The sequence below is a fragment of the Vibrio marisflavi CECT 7928 genome (assembly GCF_921294215.1).
Classification (GTDB): domain Bacteria; phylum Pseudomonadota; class Gammaproteobacteria; order Enterobacterales; family Vibrionaceae; genus Vibrio; species Vibrio marisflavi.
This window is the reverse complement of record NZ_CAKLDM010000002.1, coordinates 1,124,717-1,139,277: the sequence shown is the minus strand read 5'-3', so window position 1 is coordinate 1,139,277 and position 14,561 is coordinate 1,124,717. Positions and strand designations below refer to the sequence as shown.

9 protein-coding genes are annotated in these 14,561 nt (G+C 40.8%); 1 reads left to right on the top strand and 8 read right to left on the bottom strand.

Features of this window, described 5'->3' with window-relative positions:
• Positions 1 to 56: 56 nt before the first annotated feature.
• Positions 57 to 575, top strand: coding sequence for a bifunctional 3-hydroxydecanoyl-ACP dehydratase/trans-2-decenoyl-ACP isomerase (fabA, locus tag L7A31_RS11900; RefSeq protein ID WP_237361862.1), 519 nt, complete (start codon positions 57 to 59; stop codon positions 573 to 575).
• Positions 576 to 720: 145 nt separating this feature from the next.
• On the opposite strand, the gene rmf is transcribed toward fabA, so the two are convergent.
• From rmf to L7A31_RS11860, 8 genes are all read right to left on the bottom strand, one after another.
• Complete coding sequence (gene rmf / locus L7A31_RS11895; protein ID WP_237361861.1) at positions 721 to 894, bottom strand: ribosome modulation factor; 174 nt, start codon at positions 892 to 894, stop codon at positions 721 to 723.
• 177 nt (positions 895 to 1,071) lie between these two features.
• Complete coding sequence (locus tag L7A31_RS11890; protein WP_237361860.1) at positions 1,072 to 2,817, bottom strand: DUF3466 family protein; 1,746 nt, start codon at positions 2,815 to 2,817, stop codon at positions 1,072 to 1,074.
• 6 nt (positions 2,818 to 2,823) lie between these two features.
• Positions 2,824 to 4,746 (bottom strand): ABC transporter ATP-binding protein, encoded by a 1,923-nt coding sequence (locus L7A31_RS11885; RefSeq protein ID WP_237361859.1) that lies wholly within the window; start codon positions 4,744 to 4,746, stop codon positions 2,824 to 2,826.
• Positions 4,724 to 4,966, bottom strand: a complete 243-nt coding sequence (locus L7A31_RS11880; RefSeq protein WP_237363556.1) for a glutaredoxin family protein — start codon at positions 4,964 to 4,966, stop codon at positions 4,724 to 4,726. The genes L7A31_RS11885 and L7A31_RS11880 overlap by 23 nt, the downstream gene beginning before the upstream one ends.
• 13 nt (positions 4,967 to 4,979) lie before the next feature.
• Positions 4,980 to 7,121, bottom strand: coding sequence for a bifunctional 23S rRNA (guanine(2069)-N(7))-methyltransferase RlmK/23S rRNA (guanine(2445)-N(2))-methyltransferase RlmL (gene rlmKL, locus L7A31_RS11875; protein WP_237363555.1), 2,142 nt, complete (start codon positions 7,119 to 7,121; stop codon positions 4,980 to 4,982).
• A gap of 460 nt (positions 7,122 to 7,581) precedes the next feature.
• Complete coding sequence (locus tag L7A31_RS11870) at positions 7,582 to 8,124, bottom strand: cell division protein ZapC (protein WP_237361857.1); 543 nt, start codon at positions 8,122 to 8,124, stop codon at positions 7,582 to 7,584.
• Positions 8,125 to 8,320: 196 nt separating this feature from the next.
• Entirely contained in the window at positions 8,321 to 9,331 is a 1,011-nt protein-coding gene (pyrD, locus tag L7A31_RS11865) for a quinone-dependent dihydroorotate dehydrogenase (RefSeq protein ID WP_237361855.1), read from the bottom strand.
• Between the two features lie 370 nt (positions 9,332 to 9,701).
• Complete coding sequence (locus L7A31_RS11860; RefSeq protein WP_237361853.1) at positions 9,702 to 14,543, bottom strand: NAD-glutamate dehydrogenase; 4,842 nt, start codon at positions 14,541 to 14,543, stop codon at positions 9,702 to 9,704.
• Positions 14,544 to 14,561: the final 18 nt, after the last annotated feature.

Sequence of the window (14,561 nt, the reverse complement as noted above, 5' to 3'; positions counted from 1 at the left end):
TAAGCTTACACCTGTTCACTAACATGCACACTACTTAAATTTAGAGTGATTTACTAATGCAAAACAAAAAAGATTCTTATACCCGCGAAGAACTTCTAGCTTCAAGTCAGGGCGAATTATTTGGACCGGGCTACCCTCAACTTCCAGCTCCAAATATGTTGATGATGGACCGTGTTACTAAAATGTCTGAGACTGAAGGCGAATATGGTAAAGGTCTTATCACTGCAGAGCTAGATATTACTCCAGATCTATGGTTTTTTGATTGTCACTTCCCTGGTGACCCAGTAATGCCAGGTTGCCTAGGCCTTGACGCTATGTGGCAGCTAGTTGGTTTCTTCCTAGGTTGGGTCGGCGGCAAAGGTAAAGGCCGTGCACTAGGTGTTGGCGAAGTTAAATTCACTGGCCAAATCTTACCTACAGCAAAAAAAGTAACTTACGAAATCAACATGAAGCGTGTTGTAAACCGTAAACTAGTTATGGGGCTAGCAGATGGCCGCGTACTTGTTGACGGTAAAGAAATCTACGTAGCGAAAGACCTAAAAGTTGGCCTTTTCCAAGATACGTCTAATTTCTAATATTGGTTTTATATAGCAGCGAAAATTCGCTGCTATATTTTTAACCTAATAATTTAGTTATAGTGCGTTATGGGTTTGTTGAAAAGCCCCGGATAGGGGCTTATAGGACTTGAGTATATTAAATCAAATTGTAGAGGTGTTTAATTTATTTGTAGAGACCAGCTTGTAAATCAACTCTGGCATCACGCCAACCGCCTAACCAACAGGAGCGAGCCTCCATTTGCTGATAAGGGCAAGCCTCGGAAGAACGTCCGTTCAAGCCAGCTTTATAACCCTTGGATTGTGCTCTTTCAAGACGGTCACGCTTTTGTCTCTTCATAGTATCATCCTCATACCTGATGTTTTGTAACGCAACTGACAAGTGTTACGTCCATGCGGATCTTTTATGACCCTAACATTAAGAATTGATCAAAATATGCGCTGGAGCAAGCAATAAAAATAGCACAGAAGCAAAAATGTGATTCTGTGCTATTGTGTGTTATTTAACCTATTGATATTAGGTTCGGCGCCTTCTTTGCAAACCTAGAAGAGTCAGAAGTGATAAACCTAACCACCCTACACTGCCACCTTTTCGTTCAGTTTTGGGATAGGTCGTTGCTCTTGGGTCAATATTATTGTTAGCATAGCTAGCGCCAGGGATTGGTACTAACTTAACGGCAACCGTAACCTCTACACCACTACCACCACCGCACGTAGCAAACTCACCATCATCATCATAACCACCAGACTCTAGACATTTGATTGCTGTCGCTGAAATCACTCCATCATCATTGATACCCGTAGCATCGATGATTCGATAAGCATTATTTGCGGTGGAATAGTTGTTACCGTTACCATTATCACCATTAGTTAAATCATCAAGCAACCAAGCTTGATTATTGAAAATCTTGCGTCGGTCAGTGTCGGTACCAGTGCCACTATATGGGTCAATAAAGCCTCTTAGTCTTCGTGCTTTACCATCAATTTCTTGGTTACTCTCTGCATCAACTTGACCAACAATTTCATTGGAGCTATTGATTGCGTTTGCACTTCCTCCAACACTATTTGCGAATATCCCAGTGGAGAGATATGTTGCAGTTGGCGAGGAAGATACATCAGGAATGACAAACATTCGATTTGGATAAGCCTGATTTTGCGCAACACTGCGTTTGGCATTGCCTATCGCGACTAAGTTCTTATTTATGGCAGTTACGACAGTACGCCAATAAACACGGCTACCGTCGTCTAATACTGTTGCGTTAGTAACAGGGGTGACTGTCCAAGTCGCACCATCTATTCCATTAGTCACATAATCTGTCGTACTAAATATTGTAGCTTGCATATATTGACTTGATGTATATGTATCATAACCGACCGCGTACAAGGCAGAGCCATCTGTCACGAATCCACGAATACTACCCTGCCCAAACATGCTATCCTTATAACTTGAACCTCCATCTTGAAAGTCGAATACCTTTATTTCAGTACCACTAGCACTAGGGTCCCAAATAGCCGGCTGAGAGTAATAAGAAAGCAAATGATTATTGCTGTTGTTAGCAGTATCTACAGTTGAAACACTGCCTACTGTATATGTACCATCACTGAAGAACGCTCTACTTTGGTCATACGAACTAATAGCGTTATCTGTTGTAGTCGAATTTTCGCTAAAAGCTTTATTTCTATAATTTAACCCGTCAGAAAATGTACTTTGATTTCCTACAGCCGTTGGTGTGGCTGGTACTGCTCCGTATAAGCTATTTATCACCGTGTTGCCGGTTGAAGAAGTATAACTTGTAGGGGTAGGAGTATTGATATTGTCAACGGCTACATAAGCACTCACATTAACAGTGCTGTTTTGTTCATTTTCCCAAGGGTTATATTGGTAGTTAGCCCAACCATCACAATAGGAATAACCAAGATACGTATTGCAGTAACTTTCGAAATCTGATTCAGAGCCAATATATTGAAACTGATTGTCAACTCCGAATGGCACTTCTTCCCTATATCCTACTCCTCCAGGTGTATATAAGTTTGTGTCATAGGCCATCTCATAACTCGAACCATCACCACAAGTAGCGCTAGAGTCAAAACAACCTAGTGCATAACCATTGTCCCCTGGCTGAATAGCATCCCCATAAGAATATGAAGTTGCGGAAGTCACTTCTGGAGAAACCTGCACCACACGATACAACGCAGCATGTGCTTGTGAAACGGCCAGCAGTGAAGCTGCTATAGCGGTACGCTTAAAAATTTTACTACTCATTAATCTTTAACTTTCCTGTTGCATCGCTTCGAGCTCTTCCCAGCGCTCGAAGGCAATTTCTAATTCCTGCTCTGTGGCAGAAAGTTTATCTAAAACTGGTTGAGTGACATCGACAGGCTGAGAGAAAAAATCAGCGTCATTCACTTGCATTTGTAGATTATCTATCTGCTCTTCCAACTCTTCTAATTGAGAAGGTAGAGATTCGAGTTCCCTCTGTAATTTGTAAGATAACTTTTTCGGTTTACTGCTTTTGTTCGACAGCGTTTGTTTCGGTTTTTCTACGCTAACTTCAGCTGCTGGTTTTGTCGTTTCTTGGTCACGAGACTTTAAAACTTGTTCGCGTTGTTGCTGGGCATCATGATAGCCACCCACAAACTCTTCAATGAAGCCATTCCCTTCAAATATCCAACTGGTCGTTACCGTATTGTCCACAAACTCACGATCGTGACTAACCAAAAGCAAAGTACCCTGATAGTTGGCAAGCAAATCCTCTAAAAGTTCCAATGTTTCGATATCTAAATCATTGGTTGGTTCATCTAGCACCAATAAATTGTTTTGCTTTAGAAAAATACGCGCTAACAATAAGCGATTTTTCTCGCCACCGGATAACGCTTTAACTGGTGTACGAGCTCTTTTAGGAGGGAACAAGAAGTCTTGCAAATAGCTCAGCGCATGACGCTGCCGCCCGCCAACCATCACTTCCTGTTTACCATCTGCTAAGTTATCGATAACTGACTTTTCAGGATCTAGGGCTTCTCGATATTGGTCGAAATACGCTATTTCAAGCTTGGTGCCACAATGCAACTTGCCACTATCTTGCTTTAAGTCGCCAAGTAATATTTTGAGTAATGTACTTTTTCCGCATCCATTTGGACCTATCAGAGCGATTCTATCGCCACGCATAATGTTGAAGCTAAAGTTGTAGACGATATTCTGATTTTCGTATTGATAGTTGAGGTTTTCTGCCTCGAAGACAATTTTACCTGAACGTACCGCATCATCTATCTGTAGGTTAACCTTACCTTGAACTTCACGACGCTCACTGCGCTCTTCACGGAGTTTCTTCAACGCTCGTACGCGACCTTCGTTACGAGTGCGTCTCGCCTTAATACCTTGGCGAATCCAAACTTCTTCCTGCGCGAGCTTTTTATCAAACTCTGCATTTTGCATCTCTTCAACACGAAGTTGTTCTTCTTTCTCTGTCAGGTAGTTTGCGTAGTCTCCTGGGAAGGAGTTCAACTGGCCTCGGTCTAAGTCAACAATTCTGGTCGCCATTGCTTTGATAAAAGTACGATCGTGGGAAACAAAAATAATCGAACCACGAAAATCTTTAAGGAAGCCTTCTAGCCATTCAATTGTCTTTACATCTAAATGGTTGGTTGGTTCATCAAGTAGAAGAACATCAGGATCACAGACGAGAGCTCTAGCTAACGCTGCTTTTCGCTGCCAGCCTCCAGAGAGTTCATTGAGTTTTGTGTGCCCATCAAGTTTGAGTGCACTCAGAATATTCTTGATTCTATCCTCAAATCGCCAAGCACCTGCATGCTCTAGCTGCTCCTGAGTTCTGGCTAGCTTTTGGATATTCTGCTCCGTCGGATCCTCAGCAACAAGATCCAATAGATCTTGATAGATCTTTAGCTGCTCACCCACTTCAGCTAAGCCATCAGCGACATAGTCAAATACTGAAGCAGTTTCGTTTCTTGGAGGATCCTGCTCTAGCCTAGAGACGACTACATCTTGTGTGATTTGATACTTGCCATCGTCTAGCAGGATATCTCCTGCTAGAACTTTCATTAATGTTGACTTTCCAGCCCCATTTCTTCCAACCAAACAAACTCGCTCAGATTCTTGCAAAGTAAAATCCGCATGATCAAGAAGTGGATGATCGCCAAAAGCAAGTTGGCCATTATGAATTGTAAGTAATGCCATGTTTATCTAACCATTGTTGTAGTTGTTTTAAGTCGAAAGGCCAATTTAGCTCAGTATCTTGGAATGCAATGACTGGAATAGTGACGCCGTAACGTTGAAATAGCTCATCGTTAAATGCTATATCGACGACATCCGTTGCCCGTAGCAGATTAAGCTGATCAATCAGTTCAAGTGCCATTTCACATAAATGGCACCCTTCTGTGCTGTACAAAGTAAGCATTTTATCCATAGAGTTAACACGATTTATGTGTAATTACCCAACAATTGTGGATGTGCTTGTTTCTAGAAAAATCGAGCGGAAGCGTTTTGTTCGAGATATTTTTCGCATCAAGCCCTAGCTCAGATAGACCATCGACATCCATTTTGAAGTGACGTTTGTTATTGGAAAATACGACTGTACCACCATCTTTGAGAATTCGCTTTAAATTCTTCATCAACAAGATATGGTCACGCTGAACGTCGAATGTCTGCTCCATTCGTTTTGAGTTTGAGAACGTTGGCGGGTCGATAAAGATAAGGTCGAATTTCTTATTTGTATTTTCAAGCCACTGTAAACAATCCGCTTGCTCATAGGAATGTTGTCGCCCAACTTGTCCATTAAGCTTCATATTTTCCTTGGCCCAGTCAAGGTATGTTTTCGACATATCAACTGTTGTTGTAGACTTCGCCCCACCACATGCTGCGTGAACAGTAGCAGAGCCTGTATATGCGAATAAATTCAGAAAATCCGTTCCACTCGCCATTTCACCCAACATTTTTCGAGTGAGCTTATGATCTAGGAACAATCCGGTATCTAAGTAGTCATAAAGGTTAACGATCAGCTTTACACCGTACTCGTTTGCCGTTATTTGTTCAGATTCACTACTCAGTTTCTGATATTGCGAGCGGCCTTTTTGTTTTTGGCGTACTTTTAGTACGACTTTATTTGCATCAATACCAGTTACATTAATTGCAGCTCGTATGATATCGGTAAGTCTGCGGCTGGCTTTTTCTTCAGGAATATCTTTTGGCGCTGCGTATTCTTGAATAACTAGATGATCTTGGTAAAGATCGATAGCAACGTTATATTCAGGTAAGTCGGCGTCATAGATTCGATAGCAATCTAACGCTTCTTTTCTCGCCCATTTACCAATTTTCGTGATGTTCTTTTTGAGGCGATTGGAAAAATCAGGAGCAACTACTGAAGATTGCTGAGGCTCTCCCCCATTGGACTTTTGCTCGGAAGAATTCGTATGCGTAGAAATTAGATAGTTCTTCTGGTGACATTGTAACGCACCATTGTTCAACTTAAACTGTTTGTCAGCACGCATACGCAAACAGCTCAACAATTCATTAGAGCTTGAGAATATTGAAGCGCTTGAACCGCCAAATTCAGATTTCAGTTGAGCACCGAAAGTAGTGTACAAAGCAATTAAACCAGGCTGTGTACCCAATCTTTCACCATAAGGTGGGTTCGAGACAATCACACCCGTTTCGAAATCTGCTGGTCGAGTCAACGTCGACGCATCTGCTTGTTTAAATTCGATAAGCGAATCTACACCCGCGCGACGTGCATTATCTTGTGCGATCTTTAATACTTTCGCATCGTTATCGAAGCCATAAAACTTGCAGTCAACTTTCTTGACACCACGTCTGCCTTGAATATTTGCTTCGGATTTTATCTCCGCCCAAGACTCAGGTTGGAAGTCTTCTAGCGCCTCAAACCCCCATCTCTCACGCTTCAATCCAGGAGCCATATTGCTCGCAATCATCGCAGCTTCAATCAACAAGGTTCCAGATCCACACATAGGGTCTAAAAGCGATCTACTTTTATCCCATCCACTTCTTAAGATAATGGCCGTTGCTAAAGTTTCTCGTAGTGGTGCTCTTCCAGATGCCGGTCGATAACCTCGCTGGTGAAGACCTCCACCAACCATATCGATACCGATTAGAGCTTTATCACGATGCAAACGAACATGAATACGTAAGTCAGGCCTTTCTTTACTTATAGAAGGTCTAGGTAAATTTTTCTTTTCGAAGCTGTCTACAACTGCATCTTTAACCTTCATCGCACCATATTGACTGTTGCGAATCTCGCGGTTGGTACCATTGAAATCAACAATAAACTTCTTGGTACTATGAAACGAATTAACCCAATTGATTGAGGTGGCAGAGAGGTATAGATCCATGTCATCTTGGCAGGTAAATTCTGACAGTACACGGACGAAACGCGAAGCTAACCGACTCCATAAACAACAGCGATATACCTGTTCGTTGGTTGCTTTAAATTTGACTCCAGCCTGAACTGGTTTTGGGTTGGAAATACCGAGTTCTGTCAACTCTTCGGCTAGTAGGTTCTCTAGCCCATTAGATGTTACTGCAAGATATTGATGCATGACACTACAAAATACAATTAAATGACGACGGATTATACCCGACATTGTTTAATGATGAAATCAAACATGCCTTTTAAGGCGACATTAGATTCCACATTCATCAACCGCACAAAATTCTTTTAGCTCAATATATTGGCAATAACGTTGTCCCCAACAAAATCTCATAATGCATCTTTATTCACGCCAACTTTGGTATATACCAATTACAATTTATGTTGGTAAGTTTATGACAAATCGAATTAAATGAGGAATAAATCGAACGATTCTGCTCGATAGATGCTGTTCTACTTTAGTCGAATCGATAACTTTCGTTACGAAAAATGAACAAAAATTGACTCAATGAATGAATCAACACAAAGTATTGAGGAGCACTTTTGAAGGAGATTGGTTGATAGGATAGTTTCCTGGATAAAAAAAACGGCCCGAAGGCCGATATAAAATAAAGCAAAGGAACGAATTTTTATCCAGCCATAAACACTTGTTGACGAGCATGAACTTTGCCAGTGACAGTCAGGCGGTCATGCATCACTTTTATTGCTTGGCCAAATTGAAGCTCCTTACTTGGAGCCAATATGTATTCTTCTAAATCAATATACGAACACAAGCTTGCAGACTCGCCCACATCCAACACAATAAAATACCCACTATTATGTTGGTTCTCTAAATATACGATATCCCCTTCTTCTGGAGCATCGCCATTATTAGAGCGGTCAAAAAACCAACTTCTTGGTTGGACTGTCTTATGAAATCTTTTTGCCGCTACGCAGTAAAGCGTCAATTCGGCTTGTCTTGGTTCGGTTATATCCAATGTCGCGATTTGTTCTCTGAACGTTTGGAAAGAAGACGCATCGTCAACAGAAAATTCATTGATACCGAAAGCACAATCTACTAACAGCTTTTTAGGCAGATTGGTCTTAAATACTATGTCATCCCCCAGATCGAGCATCAAATGGCCCTCTCCTTCGTCATAGTACCAAGTCCATTTATCACTTGGTTTCAACATCGTTCCTAATCACTCTTTTCTGTTATCAAATAGAGGCATCAATTGAGCACCTATATAACACTTTGTAATTCTATGAAGGATTGAATAAAAAAAAAGAGGAAAAGCTTCAAGCTGTTCCTCTTCAATTTCTTGAAAATTAATGACTTATTTATATCATCTTAGCGTGACAGCGTCACCTAAAAATTACTGATTTATTCTAAAGGTTTTTAACTATATCTTTTACCAATGATGGACCTTTAAATATAAACCCAGAATATACTTGAACTAAACTAGCTCCAGCCATAAGTTTTTCTTTTGCCGAAACATAAGAATCGATACCACCTACTCCGACGATTGGCAGCTTACCATCTAGTTCTTTGTGAAGAAGCCTTACTACTTCTGTGCTTCTTAGTGTTAGAGGACGCCCACTTAAACCACCGGTTTCATTAGCATTTTTCATACCTTCAACCAACGAACGATCTAATGTTGTGTTGGTTGCAATCACACCATCAATCTCATGCTTAACGAGGGATTGGCAGATTTGGCTGATTTCTTTATCACTTAGATCTGGTGCGATCTTTAGTGCGATAGGTACATATTTCCCGTGGATATCTTCGAGTTTTTTCTGCTTTGACTTCAATGCTGATAACAACTCATCAAGAGCTTCACCATATTGAAGACTTCTTAAATCCGGAGTGTTTGGAGATGAAATGTTGACCGCGATATAATCAGCATACTGATAAACCTTATCCATACAAATAAGGTAATCTTCAACTCCCTGCTCGATTGGCGTGTCTTTATTTTTGCCAATGTTAATACCGAGTAAACAGTTAAACTTCGACTTCTTAATATTGTCTACTAGATTATCAACACCTAGGTTATTGAACCCCATACGGTTGATAATTCCTTCGGCCTCAATAAGACGGAATAATCTTGGTTTGTCATTTCCAGGTTGTGGACGTGGCGTAACCGTGCCAACTTCGACGTAACCAAAGCCCATAGCATCAAATGCTTCTATACACTCACCGTTTTTATCCAAGCCGGCAGCCAACCCTACTGGGTTTCTAAAGGTTAGTCCCATGCATTCGACTGGGCGATTTGGAAGTTGTTGACGATAAAAGATGTCAAGTGGTGTGCCAGTAAAGCGTTTGAAGTTTTGAATTGCAAGGTCGTGTGCCTTCTCGGCATCGAGTTGAAAAAAGCCTGTTCTTGCTATACGGTAAAGCATTGTGCCTCCGATAAAATCCCGTCTAAACGGGACAATATTATTTACGTATTTTGGTTTTAATTCAATTCAAATTTTAATTTAAGGCCAAAATAATTATTTTAGAAGCTCGAGTTAGAGCTTTTACACTCAATTAGTTACAACTAGTACCCTATTTGTTTAACTTCTGAAACCATTTATTAATTTCAATATTATCCATGTATCTTACTTTCTCTTCACCTCAAAGATTTAATACCAAATAGTAGAGCAATCAATCTAGTTTGATGACGGTTAAATCTACCCATTGTGACAACGTCACTCTTTCACTAATTATGTATTTAGGGATTAACAAAGCCCGCAACATGCGGGCTTTAAGTAACCTTTAAAAATCAAACTACTCGCTAGTTAAACAGTTCAAGTTCAATAAATTAAGCTCTCTTAGCGCTACTGAGAATTTCGCAAACTCATGTACAGAACCAACTTTAAACTCATTAAGAATATTTTCCCAACGGTGTAGTGCAACTTCATTACTCGCAATCCATTCATCCAATGCTTTTAACACATCAAACTCTTTCGGGTCGCAAGTACAACTCAAAACTTGGACTGTTAGCTGACGCTGCTGCCAATCGAGGTCTTCTCTAAACGCGGCGCGAGCCAAAGCTTGCCAGTGATTGTCTACTGCTTGAGTATTGATTTGTTTCAAGAACCAATGAAGTGAAAGTCTATCGCCAAGATAGAAATAGAGTTTACCAGTTTGTTCGACTGAGTGATTAGTTTCTCTAGCAGCCGAAGAAATATCAAGAACAGAGTACAAGCTTGATAGCCGCGCTACATAGTTAGCAACTTTGGAGCTAATCCCCTTCTCTACCCAAGCTTTAGCAACTTGATTATGTTCATCAACTTCTTCAGGAACTAGTATCTTATCGAGATTTTCTGTAATGGTTACCACGTCACTTCTGTATAGCTCCACAACTTCTTTAACTGAAAGCTTTGTAGATCTATTACGTAATAACCAACGAGTTAGGCGTCGCAAAGTACGTCGCACAAAATATATAACATCATACTGAGCATTCGCGTCAGCTTTGTTATCCAGTGCACGAACTTGTTTTAATACGTCGCCGAGTGAGAAAATTTCTCGAGCTGCACTATAAGCATTAGCAATATCTACCGCTGTTGATCCAGTTTCTTCCTGCAGCCTAGTGATAAAGTTGCACCCTACTTCGTTCACCATTTGGTTGGCTAACGCTGTAGCAATTATTTCAGATCTCAACGGGTGATTTACCATATGCTTGGTAAATTTTTCACGCAGCTTGGTTGGGAAATAGTTTGTTAGCTGCTGCGCATGAAACTCATCATTTGAAATATCTTCGTGAACTAACTCTTCTTTTAGTACCATTTTTCCATATGCTACTAACACAGAAAGCTCTGGCCTCGTCAACGCTAAACCTAGTTTTTCACGCTCAAGCAAAGTTTCGTCATCTGGAATATATTCAAGTGCACGATCTAAATGACCTGCTTTTTCCATAGCATGGATAAAGCGAATCTGCTCTTTAACGATAGATACGCCTTGCTGTTCAGTAACGGAAATTGATTCAGATTGACAGTATGCGTCATCAAGTACAATTTCACCTACTTCATCTTCCATCGACTCAAGAATATTGTTGCGCTGCTTAACTGTAAGATCACCTTGAGTCACAAGACCATTCAAAAAGATCTTTATGTTAACTTCGTTATCTGAACAATCTACCCCACCAACGTTGTCGACGAAATCGGTATTTACTCGGCCACCTTTCAGCGCGTATTCAACACGACCAAGCTGAGTCATACCTAAGTTACCGCCTTCACCGACTACTTTGGCTTTCAAGTCTTGACCATCAATACGTAATATATCGTTTGCTCGATCGCCAACATCAGTATGAGTCTCTGTTGACGCTTTGACGTAAGTTCCGATACCGCCGTTCCACAGAAGGTCAACTTCCATTGACAAGATCATCTTGATTAAATCATTTGGTGCAACAGATGACTTCTTCGTGCCAAGCATTTTCTGGATTTCTGGAGTAAGAGAAATTGATTTAGCTCGACGAGAGAAAATGCCACCACCTTTAGAGATAAGTTTTGAATCGTAATCTTCCCAGCTAGAGCGAGGTAAATTAAATAGGCGGTCACGTTCTTTCCAACTCGGACCAGATTTTGGATCTGGGTCGATAAAGATATGAAGGTGGTTAAAGGCTGCTTGCAATCGAATGTGTTTCGACAACAACATACCATTACCAAAAACATCACCCGCCATATCGCCAACACCGATAGCGGTAAAATCAGTTTTCTGGCAATCAATTCCCATTTCTCTGAAGTGGCGTTTCACCGACTCCCAGCCACCTTTAGCTGTGATGCCCATTGCTTTGTGGTCATAACCATTTGAACCACCAGAGGCAAATGCATCACCTAGCCAGAAGTTATATTCTTCTGAAACATAGTTGGCTAAATCAGAGAAAGTTGCAGTACCTTTATCTGCCGCTACTACCAAATACGGGTCATCTTCATCATGTCTAATGACTTGTTTTGGTGGGATAATTTCGCCATCGATAACATTGTCAGAAACATCTAACAACGCTCGAATAAAGCGTTTGTAGCAACGTTGACCTTCGGCAAAAATATCATCTCTATTTGATAGGTTATGTTGACGCTTACATACGAAGCCACCTTTTGCACCAACCGGTACAATAACCGTATTTTTAACTTGTTGAGCTTTAACCAAACCCAAAATTTCAGTACGGAAATCTTCTTGTCTGTCCGACCAACGCAAACCACCACGCGCAACTTTTCCACCACGTAGGTGCACACCTTCTATATCCGGTGCGTAAACAAAAATTTCAAATGCAGGTACGGGTTTCGGAATTTCTGGGATATCACTAGGGCTTAACTTAAGTGACAACCAAGGTTTAGGTTGATTATTTTCATCAAGTTGGTAATAGTTAGTTCTCAATGTCGCATTAATCATTTCCATATAGCGGCGAATGATACGGTCATCATCCAAACTTTCTACATGATCTAATTGTTGCGTGATCTTCTTAATCAGATCTTCTTGACCTTTCTTACTACCCCTAGATTTTGGATCAAACCTTTTGCCAAATAGCTCGACTAAACCTTTTGCCAAATGAGGATAATGGCTTAGCGTTTCTTCTATATAGTGTTGACTGAATGGGAAACCCACTTGGCGCATGTATCTTGCGTAAGCACGAAGAATAGAGATTTCACGACCAGTGAGTGATGCACCTAAAACAAGTCGGTTAAATCCATCACTTTCTAAGTCACCAGACCAGATAGCCGCAAAAGCCTGTTGGAATCGATCTCTAGCTTCGCGAAGATCAACATTGTTTTCACTTTTGTGAAGCATTGAGAAATCAAGGATCCAATATGTCTGACCATTTGTTTTATGGACTTCATATGGGGATTCACCAATCACTCGTAATCCCAAGTTCTCTAACATTGGCATCACATCAGATAGGTGAATTGGCTCATCTCGGTGATAGAGTTTTAAGCGGACTGCTTTTGAATCAGCGGCTTCTTCTTGAGGTCGATAGAAAAGCATGCCAAGTTTGTGGCTATCATCCAAGGCTTCAAGTCTTTCAATATCAGCAACTGCTGAGCCAGGCATTACATCTTCTTTATAAGATCTTGGAAATGCACGCATGTACTCTTTGGAAAGTGGTAAACCTTTACTTTCTCCAAAGTTGGCAACAATAGCTTCAGATAAGCGGTCATCCCAGTTGGAAGATGCTTCCATCAAGTTTTGCTCAATATTTTTTACGTTTACGTTCATATTATTATTGTCAACACGGACAATGTAGTGTGTTCTAGCTAAAGGACTTTCCGAGAAATAAGTTGTAAATTCAACTTCTTGTTCACAACCAAATGAAGCTTTTAGTATTCTTTGAGTCTGCCTACGCAATTCTGTGTTGTAGCGATCTTTTGTTACGTAAACCATGCAGCTGAAGAATCGTCCAAATGGGTCTTTCCGAACAAACAATCTTAGCAAGTCTCTATCTTGCATCTGAACAACGCCAGTTCCAACTTCTAGCAGTTCTTCTTCATTCGCTTGAAGCAATTCATCTCTAGGATAGTTTTCGAGAATATTGTGCAGTGCTTTATAAGAATATGAACCATCGCGATAGCCGCTTGCATCCAGAATACGTCCAACTTTCTCACGAATTAACGGAATGCCAGCAACGCTTTGGTTATAAACTGCAGAGGTGTAAAGACCAGTAAATCTATGTTCACCAATCACTTTTCCATTTTTATCAAACTTTTTAATCCCGACATAATCGGTGTAAGCTGGCCTGTGAATATGAGACTGAACATTCCCTTTCGTTACAATCAGTAAATATGGTTTTTTCGCTTCAAGCCTTGCCGAGTCCGAAAACTCAGATAGTTTCGCAGTACGTACGCGATTTGAATCCGCGAACAAGCCTAAACCTTTATCTTTTGAAGGCCTCAGCTCAGTATCACCTTCAATGTCAACTAAGTCGTATTCTTTGTAACCCATGAAGGTGAAATTGTGATCTCCTAACCAGCGAAGAAAGTTAATCGTTTCGTTGTAGTGATCTTTTTCAATCGGAAGAGACTTCTTTTGAGTTTCTAGCTGGTTAGTTACTTCTTCCAGCTTTTCGACCATTAATAACCAATCTTTGACAACCAAACCAGTATCAGACAATACTTTTAACAGCTCTGTCTTCAAAGCTGTCATGGTTTCTTTGTCACTTAATCTATCGACTTCGATATGAAAAAGGGATTGGAAAATTCCTGAACCACTATTAATACCACAAACCGAACCTTTCTTTGTACGATCAATCTGTGTTGGCCCATGGAGCATAAGGTGTGAAGCAAGGTCTAATCGGCTTAACGCCATTTTTATCGAGTCTACGAGAAACGGACTATCTGGAACCACAATTTCAACAATTGTATGAGTCGACTGCCACCCTTGCCTGCTGACTGTTGGGTTGAAGACTCGAACAGAAACTTCTTCTGCTTTTTTCTCGTTGATATGATGCCAAAGACTGATTACCGCTCCGTAAAGGTCGGACTCGTTTCTTTCGTGTAAATCATCGTGAGACACATTTCCAAAAAGATGATTTGCAAGTTGTGTAACAAATGGCTGTTGAGCTAGCTCTAGTTTGTCTTGAATAAGTTTATACACTTTTTCAAGCAGCACCGGCATTAAAGTATCACGCGCGGTCATATTTACACTCCACAATAC

Bases quoted from the DNA above. Each gene is read 5' to 3' on its own strand.
- L7A31_RS11890 (WP_237361860.1), bottom strand. From the start codon at position 2,817: ATGAGTAGTAAAATTTTTAAGCGTACCGCTATAGCAGCTTCACTGCTG.
- rlmKL (WP_237363555.1), bottom strand. From the start codon at position 7,121: ATGCATCAATATCTTGCAGTAACATCTAATGGGCTAGAGAACCTACTA.
- L7A31_RS11880 (WP_237363556.1), bottom strand. From the start codon at position 4,966: ATGCTTACTTTGTACAGCACAGAAGGGTGCCATTTATGTGAAATGGCA.
- L7A31_RS11885 (WP_237361859.1), bottom strand. From the start codon at position 4,746: ATGGCATTACTTACAATTCATAATGGCCAACTTGCTTTTGGCGATCAT.
- L7A31_RS11870 (WP_237361857.1), bottom strand. From the start codon at position 8,124: ATGTTGAAACCAAGTGATAAATGGACTTGGTACTATGACGAAGGAGAG.
- L7A31_RS11860 (WP_237361853.1), bottom strand. From the start codon at position 14,543: ATGACCGCGCGTGATACTTTAATGCCGGTGCTGCTTGAAAAAGTGTAT.
- fabA (WP_237361862.1), top strand. From the start codon at position 57: ATGCAAAACAAAAAAGATTCTTATACCCGCGAAGAACTTCTAGCTTCA.
- pyrD (WP_237361855.1), bottom strand. From the start codon at position 9,331: ATGCTTTACCGTATAGCAAGAACAGGCTTTTTTCAACTCGATGCCGAG.
- rmf (WP_237361861.1), bottom strand. From the start codon at position 894: ATGAAGAGACAAAAGCGTGACCGTCTTGAAAGAGCACAATCCAAGGGT.